Raw genomic sequence first — 17,694 nt, forward strand, 5'->3', positions numbered from 1 at the left:
CAGAACGGCAAGGCACTGGTCGCGAGCCTGAAGAAGGAGAAGACGCTCGCGAACGTCGTCTCCTACTGGGACATGCGGAGCGCCCAGCTCCTGTCCGAGGACGGCCGCGAGGCCATGGTCCTGGCCCACGTCAAGGGCGACCCGACCCAGCAGCAGAAGAACGCCACTACTTGAGACCTTGCCAGTGTTCGGCCAGCCCTCTGCCGCGGCCCTGACGAGCCAAGGTCGAGGCACGCGCGAACACCCCGAACAACTCCCAGGGCGAGATGACGAGGTCCCGCCGATCATTGCCCGGCAGCGGTATGACGCCGGGTTTGCGGACGTTGTCTTCCTGCTCGCCCTGCTTTCGTGCGCGCTGCCGGTCGATGGCAGCCGCCGCCTTGTCCGTGTCCGTCACCAGAGTGGCGGTCGAATTGATGTGAACGGGACGCTGATGGCCCAGCTGGGTGAGAATCTCTTCCGCGGATGCTGACATGGCTCGGCACCGTACGAACGAGGGCGCAGGCGCACGCGAGTGCGCATCGGCGCGCGCGTCAGCTGAGAAGCGCCACCTTGATGGTCGTGTAGTGGACGAGTCGCCGCGGGAGGGTGATTCGGGAAAAGGTGTGCCAGTGCAGCCGGGTTGTGACGCTGATTTGACGCTCGGAGCCCTGGAAGGCCCGTCGGAGGAGGGGAGAACATGCGCTTGACCTGCAGGTTCTCTGCTGCTCGTCGACCCTGACATCTTTCCGATGGCGCGTCATGTGGAGTGCGTGGCGATTCTCGAGCCCGCAGCAAAGGGGAGCAGGACGCGGTGCGTCGAACGGAAAAAGCCTCTTCACGTGGCCTGTCAGGCCGGCCTCGGCAGAAGTTCTCCGTCGACGTACAGATCAACGCGCTCGTTGAGGAATGCGACCATGCCGGCAATGCGGTTGGCCTGGACCGTCGGTAGGTCGTAGGCCCATGCGATGTCGTCATGCGTGGCGACTTCGCCGTCGAACGACCAGTAGCCGCTCGTCGTCCCCTTGTACGGGCATCGGGTCATCGTGTCGGAGTGGCGCAGCCTGGTGAAGTCGACGTAAAGGCGGTCGAGGTAGTAACGCGTCGGCAGCCCGGTCTCGAACAGTTTGACGCAGCGCGGCGCTTCCGCCAGCACGACCCCCTCCAGTTCCACGCGGACGTTGCTGGAGGAGCGCAGCGCGTCAACGCGGGAGTAGGGGCTCCTGGGGTGGACGAAGACCGCCTCGTCCTCTTCGAACCAGGAGTCCAGTGCCTCCCACTCGAAGCGGACAGTTCCGTGCAAGGCCTCGGGAGCGCCGTCCTCCCACACCCACGCCGCACCCTCTCGGACCTCTGGTCCCACCTGCAGGGTGTGGCGCCGTGCGGGTCCGGCGCCGTGGAACTCGCTGTGTCCTTCGTCGACGAGCGTGGCGTCGATCATGTCGCGGACGGGGATGCTGAACTGGGGGTAGGTGGGCCGCTCCCACACATACAGCGCGCGCCGTGTGTCGAAGACGACGCGGCCGCCCAGCGTCCCCCGGATGCGGCGGGGGACGGGCTCGAGATGCCCGACCGGCGCGATCAGGCTCGGGTGCTGCACATTCTCCGTGGTCATCGTGAATACCTCTATCAGTGGTGGGGGCTCGGCAGGGGAAGGGGCGCGGGCCGGTGGGTCAATCGGCATGGAGACCGCGAAGCAGGCCGGTGGACTGGCCCACCTCGATGAGGTAGCCGTCCGGATCGTGCAGGTAGCAGCGCAGTTCCGAACCGCGGTCGAGGGGGTCGGTGAGGAAATGAGCGCCCTTGGCGACCGCGTCGGCGTGGAAGGCGGCCATGTCCGCGACGCGGACATTGAGAAAGCTCGACACCCGCTCGGTGCTCCGGGGCGCCTCGAGCGTGACACCGGGCTTGTCGGGGGTGGGGCCACCCCCGGGATTCATGATGATCCAGCTGTTGGCCACCTTTACGATCGCCGGGCTCTCCTCCATCACCACCTCACCGCCGAACACGTCGGCGTAGAAGCGCCGTGACCTCTCCACGTCGCGCACGGTCAGGAAGTGCGTGACAAGGAGCCCTTGTTGCGGGGCGGGCAGATCACCGTGAGCCGTCATGGTCCGTCATCCTCACTGTGCAGGGTGGGAAAGTGGCGCCGGTCGCGAGCAGGACCGACCCCTCCGTCTGATTCGTGCCGTCGTGATGCCGGCACGACCTCGAGTCCGGTGAGGGCGCTCATCCGGTCACCGCTGTGGTGCGGCGCGCCGGGGCAACGCCCACGGCACCTGGAGGGCGCTGCTCGGCCGGGCGGTGCGCGGTTCCCGGAAGCCGTGACCGTTGTGTTCGGGACGGTCGCGTGCCGCTTGTGGGAGGCGGCTTACTGGCGGAGCTCGGGTGCGACGTACTCGAAGGTCGGGCCGGCTGTGTTGTCGTCGCCGTCGAGGGTCTGCATCAGGTTCTGCGCCTTGCCCTTGAGCGCGTACATCGTGCCCATGGTGGCCCCGAGCATCTGCGGCTTGCCGTTGAATACCTGCTCCAGTTGTTGGAGCAGAGCGCAGTACGCCTGGTTGAACTGGTCCTGCGCGCCGCGGATCGGATCGCCCACGGGGTGGTCCGCGAGCCGGGGATTGGGGCGCATCGGGTAGATCCCGTCGAGGTCGACCACCAGGGCTTCACCCGTGGGTCCGGATTGCGGCGTGTCACCGGGCTGGTGCCGACGGCCCAGCTTGAGCTCCAGGAAGCGGTAGTAGTGCGAGACCTCGTTGCGGTCCGGGTGGAGGACGTCCTGGTCGTTGTCCCAGACCGCCCCGCGTGCCGCCCCCTCGCCCTGTTCGACGATTTCCTCGATCGCCGTCAGGGCCGAGGCGAGATCGGTGACCGCGGTCACCTGCCCGCTTGTGTGGGCGAAAGGGCCCGCGGTGAGCTGACGAGCCGGGTCACCGGTGAAGATTTCATGCTCACCGAGCTCGGCACTGAGATGGCGCAGTCCTTGTTCGATCGCGTCATAGAACTGGCCGATCGTCTCGTAGTCGTCTCCTTCAGCCCGGGCGCCGGGCAGGGCCGGCTGCTCGAGGCGGAGGAACATCTCCAGGGCTTCGGGTCCGAACGGGAGGAGGGACAGCTGTATGGAGCGGTCGCCATGGGGCAGGGCGCGCGGGTGGGCCGGCAGCATGTGGGGGGCGTCCAGGACGGGTTGGCCACCGACCGCGTTGAGGAGATTCGCCGCCAGCGCCAGGTGGAGCATCTCCTCGACGAAGACACCGCTGACGGCCTGAACCGCGTCCGGGTTCCGGTGCGGATCGAGGGAGTAGAGGGCGCACAAGTAGGGCGGCAGCGTTGCGTGTTCCAGCTCGACCGCCCATTGAAGGTGTTCGCGGAGACTTTCGAGTGTTGTGATCGGCGCCCTTGACGGCGCCGCGTCGCTCTTGAGCTGTTGAGAGTTGTTCAACGTATTCTCACTGGGGTCGTCGCCACGGGTGGGTGTGACGGCAGAGCCTGTGACAAGGTGGACAATCACCGCTTTTCCGTCCACCGAAGGCACCTTCTCTGCCGATCATCAGCATTGACAGGACGGCCGGCGAAACTGTGACAACAGCAGCGGAACGGCGTGCTTGATCCGGCGTCCTCACAGGTGCCGGCGGTTCCTCCGGGACGAGTACGCCGTGTCCGGGCTCAGACGTTCCGGTGCGGGTGGCGGAGTTCTTACAGGCAAGGCATCCGCGCTCCGTCCGGACCTCCTGGCCGAGCGGGTGAGGGCGGGTCAAGAGGTTGCCGGGTGGCAGGGCCGACAAGGCAGAAAGCCTGGACGAGGACTGGTGGACGGCGCTCGATGGAGAGTCAGCTGCGCTGGCAAGGTGGTCAGCCCACCTGAAGCGATGACGGGCCGAGCTGGTGCCTCTAGATGCAGTTGTGCGAAGAGCGCCTCACGACGGTGTTCGTCGTAGGGGCGGACCATGGAGGGGACCTTTCTGAGGCGTGCGGGATCATGCGGCAGGGCAGGCGTGTCGCCTGGTTGACCGGCCGGTCAGGACATCATTCGCTTCCGGATGTCCTGCGTCCCATCATTTTTCGTACTTCTCTCACTCGGAGCGGCAACCCGCCCTGGCCGGCGTCTCCTTGAGTCTGCCGAGGCTCACCACGGGCCCCTGCGGATGCTCGTTGGGTTTCTCGCCGGGCTTGCTGCGGTAGGCGTTGCCCTGTTACGTCCCCGATGCCGGACCCGGCTCGTCCCCGCTCCGGGCGGCGGGCGGCGGGCGGCGGGCGGCGGGCTTGCCGCTGCCGCGCGGTTCCTTGCCGCCCTTACCGGTACCCGATCGCAGTGCCGAGGGAGCATCGCCGGACTGAGGCCTTTGCGGTGCGGGTGCCCGCCAGGGGTGCGTTCGTCGCCCCCGGCCATCCGGCCGGCTTCCGTCTCTCTCGGCTCGCCTCAAGTCAGTCTCCAGTGCGCCCCGGGACGCTGGGGCGGCACATGTAAGGGGAGGTTCCGAATTGGGGGCCGGCGTCGGTGGGCGGGCGGTCTTCGGGAGGGTGACGGATGACGGACGTGGCGATCGTGGGTGCTGGGCCGACCGGGCTGATGCTGGCGTGCGAACTGCGGCTGGCCGGTGCCGAGGTGGTCGTGCTGGAAGTACTGCCGGAACGCACGGGGCACTCCAAGGCGCTCGGGCTGCACGCCCGTTCGCTGGAGGTCCTGGCCCAGCGGGGGATCGTGGAGCGGTTCCTGGCCGAGGGGCATCCCAAGGTGCCGGTCGGGCACTTCGCGGGTATCCGCAAGCTCGACTTCGAACGCTTCGCCGGCGACCACCCGTACATGCTGCGGATCCCGCAGGCGGACACGGAGCGCCTGCTGGAGCAGTGGGCGCTGGAACTCGGTGTCGAACTCCGCTTCGGCGCCCGGGTGACGGGCCTCGCGCAGGATCCGGAAGGGGTCGCGCTGACGGTCGAGGGGCCCGAGGGGGCGTACGTCCTGCGGGCGGCCTACGCGGCGGGCTGCGACGGCGGGCACAGCACCGTGCGCGAGTTGCTCGGCGTCGGCTTCCCCGGCACGCCCACCACGCTCACCGCGATGGTCGGCGACGTCGAACTGCCCGGCCTGGACCAGCCGGTGACCGGATCCATGCCCCGGCACACGAACGGCGTGGCCATGCAGTTCCCGCTCGGAGCGGGGCTGTACCGGGTGGTCACCGTCGAGTTCGACAAGGTCACGGACCGGGACGCACCCCTCGACATCGATGTCCTGCGCACCGCCTACCGGTCGATCGCCGGCACGGACTACGGTATGCGCGCCGCCCGTTGGCTGTCCCGGTTCGGGGACGCGACCCGCGAGGCGGAGCAGTACCGGGTGGGCCGGGTGTTCCTGGCCGGGGACGCCGCGCACATCCACTTCCCGGCCAGCGGTCAGGGGCTCAACCTCGGCATCCAGGACGCGGCGAACCTCGGCTGGAAGCTCGCGGCCGTCCTCGCGGGGCGTGCGGGAGGGGAACTCCTGGACACCTACCACGAGGAGCGGCACCCGGTCGCCGCCGCCGTGCTGCACAACACCCGGGCCCAGGTCGCCCTCATGGAGCCGGGCGACAAGGTGGGCGCGCTGCGCGAACTCTTCGACCTGCTGCTGGACTTCGACGACGTGCGTGACTTCCTCACCGGCATGGTCAACGGTCTCGACGTGGTCTACCCGGCGTCCGGCGGCCACCCGCTGGCGGGCCGCAGGGTCCCCAACGCGGTGCTGAAGACCGAGGACGGCGAACGCCGCGTCCACGAACTGCTGTACGGCGGGCACGGCGTCCTGCTCGACCTCTCCGACGGTGCGCCGGCCCTCGCGGCCGGGTCGCGTCGGGCCGTGGTGGACACCGTGCGCGCCCGGGCCGACGAGCTCGGCGCGGGCGCCCTGCTGATCCGCCCCGACGGCTATGTCGCCTGGGCGGCCCCGGCCGGCGAGGTGACCGGCGAGGGCCTGGAGCCGGCGCTGACGAAGTGGTTCGGGGCGACCGCCTGAGCGGTTGAGGGACAGCGGTACGGGCGGGGCGCCCCGGGGGATTCGGGCGCCCCGCCCGCGTTCGGGGAGGGCCGGGCGGTCACGGCAGGACCAGTACCGCCTTGCCCCGGAAGGAGCGGGCCGCGAGGGCCGCGAACGCCTGCGCGGTCCGCTCCCACGTGTCGCGCAGACCGATGCGCGGTACCAGACGCCCGTCGGCGATCAGACCGACGAGGATCGCCAGGTCCTCGCCCTTGGCCTGGTCGGGGATCGGGCTGACCAGACCCATCACCTTGCTGTTGGGCGCGTATCCGGCGAAGTCGAGGATGCGCACCTGGGACGGGCCGCCGATGTTGCCGTACAGCACTGTCGTCGCGCCCGGCGCCATCCGGTGCATCACCTGCGGCAGGAGCGGGCCGCCGATGCCGTCGAGGGCGAGGTGGAAGGGGCCCGGAACGCCTTCGGTGTGCTCGGCGAGCGAGGTCACCGCGCGGTGCGCGCCGAGTGCGCGCACCTCCTCGGCCCGCTCGGGGCGGGTCACGTGCGCGGTCACCCGCGCGCCCGACGCGACCGCGAGCTGCACCGCGAACTGTCCGACGCCGCCGCTCGCCCCGGTGACCAGTACGTCCCGGCCGAGGAGCGCGCCGCCCACCCGCAGCGCCCGCAGCGCGGTCAGACCCGCCACCGGAAGGGTCGCCGCCTGCTCGAAGGAGACCTCGTCGGGCAGTACGGCGGTCCGGTGGCCGGCGATCGGGATGCGCTCGCACCAGCCCTCCCAGTCCATGTAGGCGACGACCCGCTCGCCCTCGCGCGGACCGGTGCCGTCGGCGGCGGCCCGCACCACGACACCGGCGGTGTCCTGGCCGGGCCGCCAGCCGTCCGGCCTGCGCCGGACGAGGTTGGCCTCGTCGTGGTTGAGGGAGAACGCGCGTACCTCCACCACGGCCTCGTGAGGGGCCGGGTCGGGCTCCGGCAGACCGTCGGTCAGCCGGAGCCCGCCGGGGGCCGTGGGGTCGGTGACGAAACCGCGCACGGTCAGGCCTTCGCGGGGGCGACGTCCCCGGGGGACGCGTCGCTCGCCGCCCGGGCCTCGGCCGCCGACGCCGCCGCGGCCCGCACCAGCACGGTGACCAGCGCCGTCATCACCAGGATCAGGGCGAGCGCGATCCAGGCGGCGAGCTCGGTGGCGCCGGCGTACGCGTCGGCGCCCGCGTGGTCGCCCAGCTTGGCGAAGAAGATCGCGCCCAGCACGGCGACGCCGGTGACGCTCGCGAACTGCTGGGTGGTGGAGAGCATGCCGGAGGCGATGCCGGCCTGGGCGGGCTTGACGCCGGCCATCGGGGCGCCGATCAGGGACGGCAGGATGAGGCCGTTGCCGATGCCCATCAGGGCCGTGGAGGCCAGCAGCACCGGCTGGGTGATGTCACCGCCCTGGACCTGCAGGCCGACGGCGGTGATCAGGACGCTCACGGCGGTGATCAGCGAACCGATGGTGAGCACCCGCAGGCCGTACTTGGCGACCAGGCCCTTGCCCTTGAGCGAGGCGACCATGGCGAGTACGGCGGTCGGGGCGAAGACCAGGCCCGCGTGCAGCGCGCTGAAGCCGAGGCCGGTCTGGAGCATCAGGCTCAGCACGAAGATGTAGCTGGTGAAGAAGGCCATGAAGGCCGCGTTGATGGCGAGTCCGGCGTTGAACACCTTGCTGCGGAACAGCGTCAGGTCGAGCAGCGGCTGTCCGCCGGTACGGGCGAGCCTGCGCTCCCACAGCAGCGCGGCCGCCATCGCCGGCACCGAGGCCACCAGCAGGATCCAGGCCCACAGCGGCCAGTCGTACTCGCGGCCGAGGACCAGCGGGACCAGCGCCAGGGCGAGCGATCCGGAGATGCCGAGGATGCCCAGGGCGTCGAGGCCGGGGCGGCGGCCCGAGGTGGCGGTGGGGAGCAGCCGCAGGGCGAGCGTGATGACGATGATGCCGATCGGGACGTTCACGAAGAAGATCACGCGCCAGCCGAGGCCGAACAGGTCGGACACCAGCAGCAGACCGCCCAGTACCTGTCCGCAGATGCCGCTGAGGCCGCCGGTCACACCGAACCAGGCCAGCGCGCGCGGGCGCTGCTCGGCCGGGAACGTGGAGGTGATCAGGGCGAGCACCTGCGGCACCATGGCGGCCGCCGTCAGCCCCTGCAGCATCCGGAAGATCACGAGCTGGGTGGGGTTCTGTGCCAGGCCGCAGAGCACGGAGGCGACGGTGAAGCTCGCCATGCCGAGCAGGAACATGCGCCGGTAGCCGAAGAGGTCGCCCATGCGGCCGCCGAGCACCAGGCCGGCCGCGTAGGTGAAGACGTAACCGCCGACGACCAGTTCCAGGGCCGCCTCGCCGGCGTGGAGGTCGGCCTGGAGCGAGGGGATCGTCACGTTCACGACGTTGCCGTCGAAGCCGTACATGAAGAAGGCGGCCAGGATCACCGGCAGCATGCGCCAGTTGCGCTGGTCCGTGGCACTCGGTGTGTCCCGCGTCTCCGTGGCGGACATCGTGCTCACCTCGTCCGTTCTCATCAGTTCGATGTTCATCGATCAGGTTGTTGGTCATCGAACAGTACGATCGTCGTCGATGTCCTCGCAAGTGCAACGGACGGATGTCGCCATGCGGGCGAACGGCCAAGGCCTGTACGGAGGATGGCCCCGCGGGGCGGGCGGAACTCCGACGTCGCGCAAAGACGTGAGAAGTTCATGGTCCAAGACATGACGGCGCCACTGCCTTCCTTCGCCGTGGCTCCGCAGAATCCCTGTAAAAGGCGTCGGACGACCGGGAACCGGTCGGCGATGCCGTCATCCAGTCGGAAAGGAAAGCAACCATGCAGCACTCTCCGCGCACTCCCCACGGCGCCGGGCACCAACTCCCGGGAACGGACGGGGTGCTGACGATCGAGAACCTCGACCGGCCCGACCCCGCGGGCGTCGCCCTGTTCGGCGTGTGCGTCCGCGCCCTGCCCGCGGCCGACGGCGCCACGGTGGCGGGGCACACGGAGTGATCCGGGCATGAGCGAGGTACGGGGGGCGGAGCGGGCGCACATGGCCGACGAGGAGGCGCCCGTCGGGTTCAAGCGTCATCTGCGCAGTGTGGTCGTACCGGGGGAGGCCGTCTATCTGCTCTCCTCCGAGAGCGTGCTCGCCGTCCGCGGGTCGGCGGCCGAGGTGGTGGCGCCCCTGCTCGACGGCACCCGCACCCTCCCCGACCTCCAGCGCGCCGCAGCGCCGCGGCTCGCTCCCGAGCACAGTGCCCGGGCGGTGCGCGCCCTCACCGAGGCGGGACTCGTCCGCGGCCACACCCCGTCGCGCCTCGATTCCGCCGCCCAGGCGTACTGGGACCACGCGGTTTCCGACGCCCGCACCGCGGAAGCCAGGCTGACCACCGAAGCCGTACGCATCGTGGTCCTGGACACGCCGGACGCCGACGGCGACACCGACCGTGCCGCGCTCGCCGCGGCCTGTTCCGGTGCGGGGCTGCGAGTGGCCGCCGGCGCGTCGGATCCCGAGAGCCTCGTGCTCGTGCTGTGCGAGGACCATCTCGATCCGCGGCTGGGTGAACTGGACGTGCTCCGGCGGCGGGACGGAGTGCCGTGGCTGCCGGTGCGGGTGCACGGACCCGAGGTGTGGATCGGTCCCGTCCTCGGGGCGCCGGGCCCGTGCTGGTCCTGTCTGGCACAACGGCTGCGCACGCACCGCCGCTCCGAGGCGCCGCTGAGGCGCGCCCTCGGCACGGACGCGCCGGCGGCGCGACCCGGCGCCTCGCTCCCGGCCACCCGGGCCCTCGGCTTCCAGCTGGCGGCCCTCGAAGCCGCCCAGTGGATCGCCGGTCTGCGCGACCCGGCCCTACCGGACCTTCTCGCCTACGACACGCTCACGCGCCGCACCACCCTGCACCCGGTGCGCAGGCGCCCGCAGTGTCCCGACTGCGGGGACCCTGGCCTGGTGGCCCGGCACGTACGGCGGCCGTACGTACCGCGCCCGCGCCCCAAGGCGGCCGTCGAGGGCAACGGCCACCGCGCCCTGACCGCCGATCAGATGCTGGCGGAATACGGCCACTTGATCGGGCCGGTCACCGGCGTGGTCAAGGAGCTGCGGCGCGATCCGCGCTCTCCCGGCTTCGTCGACTGCTATCTGTCCGGCCACAACCTCGCCACCGAGGCGCACACCCTGGCCGGGCTGCGCGCCGGGCTGCGCGCGCTCAGCGGCGGCAAGGGGCTCGACCCGGCCGAGGCGCAGGTGAGCGCGTTGTGCGAGGCCGTCGAGCGGTACAGCGCCACCCGGCACGGCGACGAACCCGTCGTCCGCGACACCTACCGGGCGCTCGGTGCCGACGCGATCCACCCCAACGCCTGCCAGCTCTACGACGAACGGCAGTTCCGCGACCGCGACCGCTGGAACGCCCGCGCCGCGCACTTCCAGTACGTGCCCGCGCCCTTCGACGAGAACCGGCCCGGCGAGTGGACCCCGGTCTGGTCGCTCACCGCCGGCCGGCACCGGCTCCTGCCCACCTCCCTGCTCTACTTCGACCCCAGGGACGCCGACGGGGACGGACTGCGCGCCGATTCAAACGGCAACGCCGCGGGTGGCAGTCTCGAGGACGCCGTCCTCCAGGGCTTCATGGAACTCGTCGAACGCGACGCCGTCGCCCTGTGGTGGTACAACCGCACCCGCCAGCCCGCCGTCGACCTCGACGCTTTCGACGCCCCCTGGGTGCGGCGCGTGATCGACGGCTGTCGTGCCCTCGGCCGCGAGACCTGGGTCCTCGACCTCACCACCGACCTCGGCGTGCCCGCCCTCGCGGCCGTCTCCCGGCGCGTCGACAAGCCCGCCGAGGACATCCTGTTCGGATTCGGCGCCCACTTCGACCCGGCCGTCGCCCTGCGACGCGCCCTGACCGAACTCGGCCAGCTGCTGCCCGCGGTGGCCGGGGCGCGCCCCGACGGCACCGGATACGCCGTCGACGACCCCGAGCCGCGCGCCTGGTGGCGTACGGCCACGATCGCGGGCCGGCCGTTCCTGCGCCCGGATCCGGCTGCCGCGGCGCGCACGCCCGCCTCCTGGCCGTACCTCGCGCGCACCGATCTGCGCGACGACGTCGCGGCGGCGAACGCGTTGGTGGCCGAGCGGGGCATGGAACTGCTCGTCCTGGACCAGACCCGGCCGGACATCGGCCTGCCGGTCGTCAAGGTTCTCGTGCCCGGACTGCGTCACTTCTGGGCCCGGTTCGGGCCGGGCCGCCTGTACGACGTCCCGGTCGCGCTCGGCCGGCTGGAGGCGCCGACCGCCTACCAGGACCTCAACCCGGTGCCCCTCTTCGTCTGAACTCCAGCCTCAGCAAAGCGTGTTGCATGCCTGCCACCCGGGCTGCCTATAGTTGCAGGCTGAAATGGTTCGACTACTTGGGGAGGGGCGCCGTGCCGCGCAGCGTTGATCCTCGTCGAACCGACACGGACCCGCCGGAAGGGTCGTCGGCATCGACAGGGAATCCGCTCTTACAGCAGGCATCGGATGTGCAGCCGGGAATCGGGGACATCCCCGCGCCACGCCTGGCCCGCGGCATCCTGGTCGCGGTACTCCTGTCCTACCTGTTGATCACCCTGCTCAACGTGTTCCGCCAGGACATTCCCGCGACCGACGAGGCGGGCAGCGTCGTCGGCCTGGCGGCGGTCTTCGTGCTCCAGCTCTGGCACTCGGCGCCCTCGGCCCGGCGGCGGTCCGCCCGGCGCCGAGCGCTCACGCTCACCCTGCAGGGCCTGGTCACCTACCTGCCGCTGTTCGTCTACGCGTCGGAATGGGGTGGCATGGCGGGATTCCTGGCCGGATCGCTGCTGCTCCTGCTGCCCGGACCGTACAACTGGGCGGCGTACGGCCTGGTCGGGCTGAGCATGCTCGTGCAGCCGGCCCTGGTCGGCAGGTCCCTGCTCGACAGTGTCTACCTGTGCGAGTCGACGCTCCTGACCGGGTTGGTGGTCTTCGCCCTGACCAGCCTCGCCGAACTCGTGGTCAGGATGCACACGGCCCGTCAGGAACTCGCGCGGATGGCCGTGATCGAGGAGCGCATGCGATTCTCCCGCGACCTGCACGACCTGCTCGGCTACAGCCTGTCCGCCATCACCCTCAAGGGCGAGCTCATCCACCGCCTGGTACCGGCCCACTCCGAGCGCGCCCAGTCCGAGATCACCGGAATGCTGGAGATCTCCCGCCAGGCCCTGGCCGACGTCCGCACCGTCGCCAGCGGCTATCGCCGGCTCTCCCTGGTCGACGAGGCGGCCTCCGCGCGGTCGGTGCTGGCCGCGGCCGACGTCAGCGTGGACGTCATGGTCACGGTCGCCGACCTCGACGTCCAGGTGGAGACCGTCCTCGCGACCGTCCTGCGGGAGGCCGTCACCAACGTGCTGCGCCACAGCAGGGTGCGCAACTGCGAGATATCGGCGCGCATGGCCGACGGAGCGGTACGGCTGTCCGTGCTCAACGACGGCGCCGACACGTACCGCCGGGACTCCTCCCCGGACAGCGGCAGCGGCCTCGACAACCTCGGCACCCGGCTGGGCGCGGTGGGCGGCACCCTGGCGGCCGGCCGTCTGGACGACGGGCGGTTCCGGCTGGAGGCCGTCATCCCGGCCCGGCCGGCCGGCGTCGCGGCGGGGCACCGGGTCGGCTGAACACCGCGGGCGGCCGGGTCGAGTTCCTGTCCAGCGGGGCTCCACCCGGGACACGGAAGCTGCGAACGGCTCGAAGCCAGGGCCGCAGACAACCCGATTCCGATTGGCGGTGCAGTGGAATGGCGGTGGACGCCCAGCGCTTCCGCGAGCTCTTCGGTTCCTATCCCACCTCGGTCTCCGTCATCACGACAGTGGACGCGGACGGTACGCCCCGCGGCTTCACCTGCAACGCGATGACGGCGGTCTCAGCCGCACCCCCGATGCTGCTGGTGTGCGTGGACCGGAATTCCCAGTCCCTGCCCGCGCTTCGGCACTCCGGCGCCTTCGTGGTGCACGTCCTCGCGGAGAACGGCCGTACGGTCTCCGAGGTGTTCGCGACCAAGGCCGAGGCCAAGTTCGAGGGACTGCGCTGGCGCCCCGCGGCGCTGGCCGGCGGCGCGCCCGTGCTGGCGGACGTCGCGCTGGCCCACGCCGAGTGCCGCATCGTGCAGCACGTCGAGGCGGGTGACCACTGGATCCTGGTGGCGCGTGTGGAGGCGGCCGAGGTGTACCGGCGCAGGCCCCTGCTCTACCAGCGCGGCACCTACAGCGTGTGGCACCAGGAGACCGAGCTGGCCGCGACGCACGGCTGAGCGCTCCGCTGAAGTGCCGCGATGTGCCGTCTGTCGACCGCGGCGCCGTCCTGGCTGGTCGAGCCCACGCGGCGGAGCCGCACATGGATACCGCCCCGTGCCCCTTCAGGGCGCTGCCGGACCGCAGCGGACTTCGCCGGACCCGCTGGGCCGACGGACACGCCGAGGGCCCCGCCGGACGTCGGCGGGGCCCTCGGCGTGCGTGACGGGGCGGCGGTCCTGGGTCAGGCGTGACAGGCCGGCAGCCGGCCGTGGTGTTCGATCATCTCCTTGAAAAGCGCGCCGATGTCCATCGGTGCGCCGCGCCGGGCGCCGCGCACCTCGGCGTAGGCGCGGTGCAGGTTCGGCACCAGACGCTCGGAGTCGAGCAGTTCGGCGTACTCGCCCAGATCCGTCTCGCGCGCCACGTCCAGCGGGCTCAGGCCCGCCGCGTCGCCTTCGACGGCCAGCTCGTGCACCCAGCGCAGATACGACTCGGCGACGTCGAACGCCTCCGGACCGCACACCGGGCCGTGCCCGGTGACCAGGGTCTCGGCGCCGAACTCCCGCAGCCGCGCGATCGCCTCGAGCGAACCGGCCACCGATCCCATCGGGCAGAACGGCGTGACCCCGGCCATCACCAGGTCGCCGGTGAACAGCACCCGCTGCGCGGGCAGCCACACCACGGTGTCGTTCGTCGTGTGGGCCGGCCCCACATGCACCAACTCGGCCTCGATGCCGCCCACATGGAGCGTCAACCGGTCCCGGTAGGTCACCGAGGGCGGATCGAGCGCCAGGTCACCCCACTCGACGTCCGGCCACAGCCCGGTCAGATGCAGCCCCGCCTCCGTCATCTCCGTACGCGTGCGTTCGTGGCCCAAGACCACCGCGCCGGGGGTGAACACGTAGTTGCCGAAGGTGTGGTCGCCGTGAAAATGGGTGTTGACCACATAGCGCGGAGCGTGCGGGGTGACGGAGCGCACGGCGTCCCGCAGCGCGAGCGAGCGGCGTTCGGTCGCCGCGGTGTCCACCAGGGCCGTCTCCCCCTCCCCGGCCAGGACGCCGGCGTTGTTCAGGCACCACCCCCCGTCCGGCTGCACATAGGCGAAGACCCGGTCGGCGACCTCCTGCGTACGGGGCGGCGCGAGCCGCTGGACAGGCGCGGTCATCAGAACTCCAGACGTGTGCGGACTGTTGGGAACCTCACAGTGCAGACGCACCATCGAGTACGACCGGAAATCTGACTTGAGTAGTATTCGGGTCACGCTTGCGATCATGAAGTGGGGGAGCATGAAGGCGGGCAAGATACGAATACTGTTGGCCGAGGACATGCACATGGTGCGTGGCGCCCTGGCCGCACTGCTCAGTCTGGAACTGGATTTCGAGCTGGTCAGCGAGGTGGAGCGAGGGGACGAGATCGTGCCGCAGGCGATGCGGCGGCGGCCCGACGTGGCGATCGTCGACATCGATCTGCCCGGCGTCGACGGTCTGACGGCCGCGCGCGAGCTGCGCTCGGCACTGCCCGAGTGCCGGGTACTGATCCTCACCAGCCTCGGTCGCCCGGGGACCCTGCGGCGGGCCCTGGACGCCCAGGTCTCCGGCTTCCTCCTCAAGGACGCCCCGCCCAGGGACCTCGCCGAGGGAGTGCGCCGGGTGCACGCCGGGCACCGGGTCATCGACCCCAAGCTCGCCCTGGCCGCCTGGGGCGCCTCGGAGGACCCGCTGACGGCACGGGAGTCGGAGGTGCTCAGGCTCGTCGCCGAGGGCGCGGAGGCGGCGGAGATCGCGGACCGGCTCCATCTCTCGGTGGGCACCGTCCGCAACTACATCACCGCCGCGGTGACCAAGCTCAACGCACGTAACCGCCTCGACGCCGTGCGGATCGCGCGGGAGGCGGGGTGGCTCATCTGACGAGGCCGCCGGCCGGTGGGCCGGTTCAGCACACCAGGTCGGCGCCCACCAGGTAGGCCAGGATCTCCTCGGTCACGTCGCGGCGCAGGGAAACGGCCGCGGCTGCCTCCCGGGCGTCCAGCGGTCGGTGCAGGGTGGCCACCAGGGCCGTGGCCTCCGGGCGGTGCAGCCGCACGCGGTGCGCGGAGCGCGGGGAGGCCAGGACCGGCTCGCCGTGCTCCCGGCGGCACACGACGCCCGGCGCGAGCCGCACCCGGCCCTCGCCGGGCGGCCGCGCCGGGCGGAACGCGGCCGAGGCCGCCGAGCAGTACACCGACAGCAGCGGGCCGCGCGGGTCGTCGTAGCCCAGTGTGTGCACCACGAGTTCCGCGATGCACCGCAACGACCACATCAGTTCGGCCACTTCGCCGCAGCTGCCGCTGTCGCCCGGTCGCACCGGCACCCCGGTGAGGTTGTCCAGCCGCACCGGCCCCAGCGTCATCCGGTCCAGCGCGTTGCGCACCAGCAGCCCGGGCCGGTACAGGCTCCGGACCTCCGTGCCGCGGCGCAGCACGACGGACCCGTCGGAGCGGCCCTCCACGACGACCTCGTCGAGCAGCGACCACAGGTGGAGCGTCAAGGCGCCGGACGTCCGGGTGTCGGTGATGTCGGGCATGTCATCTCCTAGTCGGGCGCCCAAGGTCCGACGAGTGTGGATCAGAGCGTGTCGCGGGGGCAGTTAGCGGTTCAGCCTCCGGACGTGAATTCCTCATATGAGCAATTCCCGTCGCAGATCATGAGGAACGGTATACGGCAGGGATGTCCATCGGTGCGAGGCTCCCGAGGAGATGGATTCGTTTCCGGACGTCCGACCTCACAGGTCCGTCAGGAGAAACAGGGGAGATCCACGTGGAGATCAAGGTCCTTGGCCCGTTGCTCGTCCAGGAACACGGTGTGTCGATCGTGCCCAGCGCCGGCAAACCCCGGCAGATCCTCGCCTTGCTCGCCCTGCGCGCGGGCCGTGTCGTGCCGGCTCCGGTCCTGATGGAGGAGATCTGGGGCGACCAGCTGCCGCGCAGCGCGAGCACCACGCTGCAGACCTACATACTCCAACTGCGGCGCAAGATAGCGTCGGCGCTCGGTCGCGATTCGGGCCGTTGCGCCAAGGACGTACTGAAGACCTGCTACGGCGGCTACCGCCTCGACGCCGCTGAGCTGTGCTCCGATGTCGCCGAGTTCGAGCACAAGGCGGCCCGGGGCGGGGAGGAACTGGAGGCCGGGGACGCGGGTGCCGCGGCACTGCTGCTGGCCGGGGCGCTCGAGCTGTGGCGCGGTCCCGGCCTGGTGGACGTGCCCACCGGCGAGGTGCTGTCCGTCGAGCTGATCGGCATGGAGGAGTCCCGGCTGCGGGTCCTCGAACAGCGCATCGAGGCGGATCTACGACTGGGGCGGCACGCCGCGCTGCTGTCCGAGCTGGGGATGCTGGTGGCCAGATATCCCATGAAGGAGAGCCTGTGCGCCCAGTTCATGCTGGCGCTGTACCGCTCGGGCAACGCCTGGCGGGCGCTGGAGGCGTTCCAGCGGCTGCGCGGCACGCTCATCGAGGAGCTCGGGATCGACCCGTCGCCGCGGCTGCAGCGGCTGCACCGGGCGATGTTGTCCGCGGACCCGTCCCTCGAACCGCCGCTGGCCGCGGCGCACTGAGCACGGCCGCGGCCAGGGCGGCGTCGAGCCCTGGTGACGGCGTGTGCGGACCGGGCCCCAGGGCCAGGGCCAGCACATGATCACCGGCCACACCGCGCGTTCCGAACCGCCAGCCCCCCGCGTCGGCCAGAGCCCCGTCGGCAGTGACCAGCCGAACGGGGCCGTCCGCGTCCGGGGCCGGGGTGGACCGCTCCTCGGGGAGCGGGACGAACCCGAAGGACGCGAACGGCAGTCTGAGGCCGTGGCCCAGAGCCTTGGCGTAGGCCTCCTTGAGGGTCCACAGGCGCAGCAGTGCCCGGGCGCGGCGGGCGGCCGGCAGGCGGGCCAGCGCCGCCAGTTCGGGCGCTGTCAGGACCTCCTCGCCGAGTCCGCCGACCGTGCGGGCCGCGGACTCCACATCGACGCCGACCCGCCCTGAGCGGCTCAGCGCGACCACGGCCAGGTCGCCGGTGTGACTCACGCTCACATCGAGCTCCTCGCAGCCGCGCAGGAAAGGCCGGCCCTCCGGTGCGCGCGCCACGTCGATGTCCGCGGGCGTGGCGCCGAGAGCGTGCGCCGCCGCGTGCCTCAGCAGCAGCCGGGAAGCCACGAACGACGACCGCCTGCGCCCGGACAGCAGCGCGGCCCGCGCGAACTCCCGCTGGGACAGCCCGAGTTCACGTTCGTCCCCGACCTGCCAGTCCTGTGTCCCGCTCCACAGCACGGCATGCCCGAACCGCCCGAGAGCGGCGCCGAGTTCCCCCAAGGGGGCGTCCGGCCCGGCGACGCGTGCCGGCCCCGGCACGGGCCCGCCTGCGACCCCGGCCGGGGGGCGCGCGGCGGTGACGGCGTGCGCGTGGTCCCCGGTCAT

Annotated in this window: 16 protein-coding genes; 7 read left to right on the top strand and 9 right to left on the bottom strand. The window is 71.2% G+C overall.

The features are described 5' to 3' along the window. Nucleotides 1–166: 166 nt before the first annotated feature. The 4 genes from ACWDGI_RS39950 to ACWDGI_RS39965 all read right to left on the bottom strand — a co-directional run bounded on the left by ACWDGI_RS39950 (nt 167) and on the right by ACWDGI_RS39965 (nt 3,505). Nucleotides 167–475 (bottom strand): hypothetical protein, encoded by a 309-nt coding sequence (locus tag ACWDGI_RS39950; RefSeq protein WP_450767831.1) that lies wholly within the window; start codon nt 473–475, stop codon nt 167–169. A 354-nt stretch (nt 476–829) separates the two neighbouring features. Then, a complete protein-coding gene (locus ACWDGI_RS39955) occupies nt 830–1,594 on the bottom strand; it encodes a DUF427 domain-containing protein (protein WP_450767833.1) in 765 nt (254 codons plus the stop codon). Between the two features lie 58 nt (nt 1,595–1,652). Continuing rightward, complete coding sequence (locus ACWDGI_RS39960; RefSeq protein ID WP_450767835.1) at nt 1,653–2,090, bottom strand: VOC family protein; 438 nt, start codon at nt 2,088–2,090, stop codon at nt 1,653–1,655. A gap of 260 nt (nt 2,091–2,350) precedes the next feature. Continuing rightward, nucleotides 2,351–3,505, bottom strand: a complete 1,155-nt coding sequence (locus tag ACWDGI_RS39965; RefSeq protein ID WP_450767837.1) for a ferritin-like domain-containing protein — start codon at nt 3,503–3,505, stop codon at nt 2,351–2,353. Between the two features lie 1,002 nt (nt 3,506–4,507). Here ACWDGI_RS39965 and ACWDGI_RS39970 point away from each other — a divergent pair. Continuing rightward, nucleotides 4,508–5,968, top strand: a complete 1,461-nt coding sequence (locus ACWDGI_RS39970; protein WP_450767839.1) for an FAD-dependent monooxygenase — start codon at nt 4,508–4,510, stop codon at nt 5,966–5,968. A 79-nt stretch (nt 5,969–6,047) separates the two neighbouring features. Here ACWDGI_RS39970 and ACWDGI_RS39975 read toward each other — a convergent pair whose 3' ends face one another. Next, nucleotides 6,048–6,980, bottom strand: a complete 933-nt coding sequence (locus tag ACWDGI_RS39975; protein WP_450767841.1) for a zinc-binding dehydrogenase — start codon at nt 6,978–6,980, stop codon at nt 6,048–6,050. A gap of 2 nt (nt 6,981–6,982) precedes the next feature. Next, the gene (locus ACWDGI_RS39980; RefSeq protein ID WP_450767843.1) at nt 6,983–8,503 is read right to left on the bottom strand and encodes an MFS transporter; all 1,521 of its coding nucleotides are present in this window, start codon (nt 8,501–8,503) and stop codon (nt 6,983–6,985) included. Nucleotides 8,504–8,802: 299 nt separating this feature from the next. Here ACWDGI_RS39980 and ACWDGI_RS39985 point away from each other — a divergent pair, with 299 nt between their 5' ends. The 4 genes from ACWDGI_RS39985 (at nt 8,803) to ACWDGI_RS40000 (ending at nt 13,271) form a co-directional block, all read left to right on the top strand. Further along, on the top strand, nt 8,803–8,979 hold the full coding sequence (locus ACWDGI_RS39985) for a hypothetical protein (protein WP_450767845.1): 177 nt from the start codon (nt 8,803–8,805) through the stop codon (nt 8,977–8,979). Nucleotides 8,980–8,986: 7 nt separating this feature from the next. Further along, nucleotides 8,987–11,299 carry a TOMM precursor leader peptide-binding protein gene (locus tag ACWDGI_RS39990; RefSeq protein ID WP_450767847.1) on the top strand — a complete coding sequence of 771 codons (2,313 nt, stop codon included), beginning with the start codon at nt 8,987–8,989 and terminating at the stop codon, nt 11,297–11,299. A 188-nt stretch (nt 11,300–11,487) separates the two neighbouring features. Further along, a complete protein-coding gene (locus tag ACWDGI_RS39995) occupies nt 11,488–12,639 on the top strand; it encodes a sensor histidine kinase (protein ID WP_450767849.1) in 1,152 nt (383 codons plus the stop codon). A 119-nt stretch (nt 12,640–12,758) separates the two neighbouring features. After that, a complete protein-coding gene (locus ACWDGI_RS40000; protein WP_450767851.1) occupies nt 12,759–13,271 on the top strand; it encodes a flavin reductase family protein in 513 nt (170 codons plus the stop codon). Nucleotides 13,272–13,495: 224 nt separating this feature from the next. On the opposite strand, the gene ACWDGI_RS40005 is transcribed toward ACWDGI_RS40000, so the two are convergent. Next, on the bottom strand, nt 13,496–14,419 hold the full coding sequence (locus tag ACWDGI_RS40005) for an MBL fold metallo-hydrolase (RefSeq protein ID WP_450767853.1): 924 nt from the start codon (nt 14,417–14,419) through the stop codon (nt 13,496–13,498). 106 nt (nt 14,420–14,525) lie between these two features. Here ACWDGI_RS40005 and ACWDGI_RS40010 point away from each other — a divergent pair, with 106 nt between their 5' ends. Beyond that, a complete protein-coding gene (locus tag ACWDGI_RS40010) occupies nt 14,526–15,161 on the top strand; it encodes a response regulator transcription factor (protein ID WP_450767855.1) in 636 nt (211 codons plus the stop codon). 25 nt (nt 15,162–15,186) lie between these two features. Here the strand turns inward: ACWDGI_RS40010 and ACWDGI_RS40015 are convergent, their stop codons facing one another. Beyond that, on the bottom strand, nt 15,187–15,816 hold the full coding sequence (locus ACWDGI_RS40015) for a hypothetical protein (protein WP_450767857.1): 630 nt from the start codon (nt 15,814–15,816) through the stop codon (nt 15,187–15,189). 233 nt (nt 15,817–16,049) lie between these two features. Between ACWDGI_RS40015 and ACWDGI_RS40020 the strand changes: the two genes are divergently transcribed. Next, nucleotides 16,050–16,844: an AfsR/SARP family transcriptional regulator gene (locus tag ACWDGI_RS40020; RefSeq protein WP_450767859.1), complete on the top strand. Its 795-nt coding sequence runs from the start codon at nt 16,050–16,052 to the stop codon at nt 16,842–16,844. On the opposite strand, the gene ACWDGI_RS40025 is transcribed toward ACWDGI_RS40020, so the two are convergent. Continuing rightward, a complete protein-coding gene (locus ACWDGI_RS40025; protein WP_450767861.1) occupies nt 16,738–17,694 on the bottom strand; it encodes a 4'-phosphopantetheinyl transferase family protein in 957 nt (318 codons plus the stop codon). The two genes, ACWDGI_RS40020 and ACWDGI_RS40025, sit on opposite strands and share 107 nt — an antisense overlap.

Source organism: Streptomyces sp. NPDC001220, from assembly GCF_053597895.1.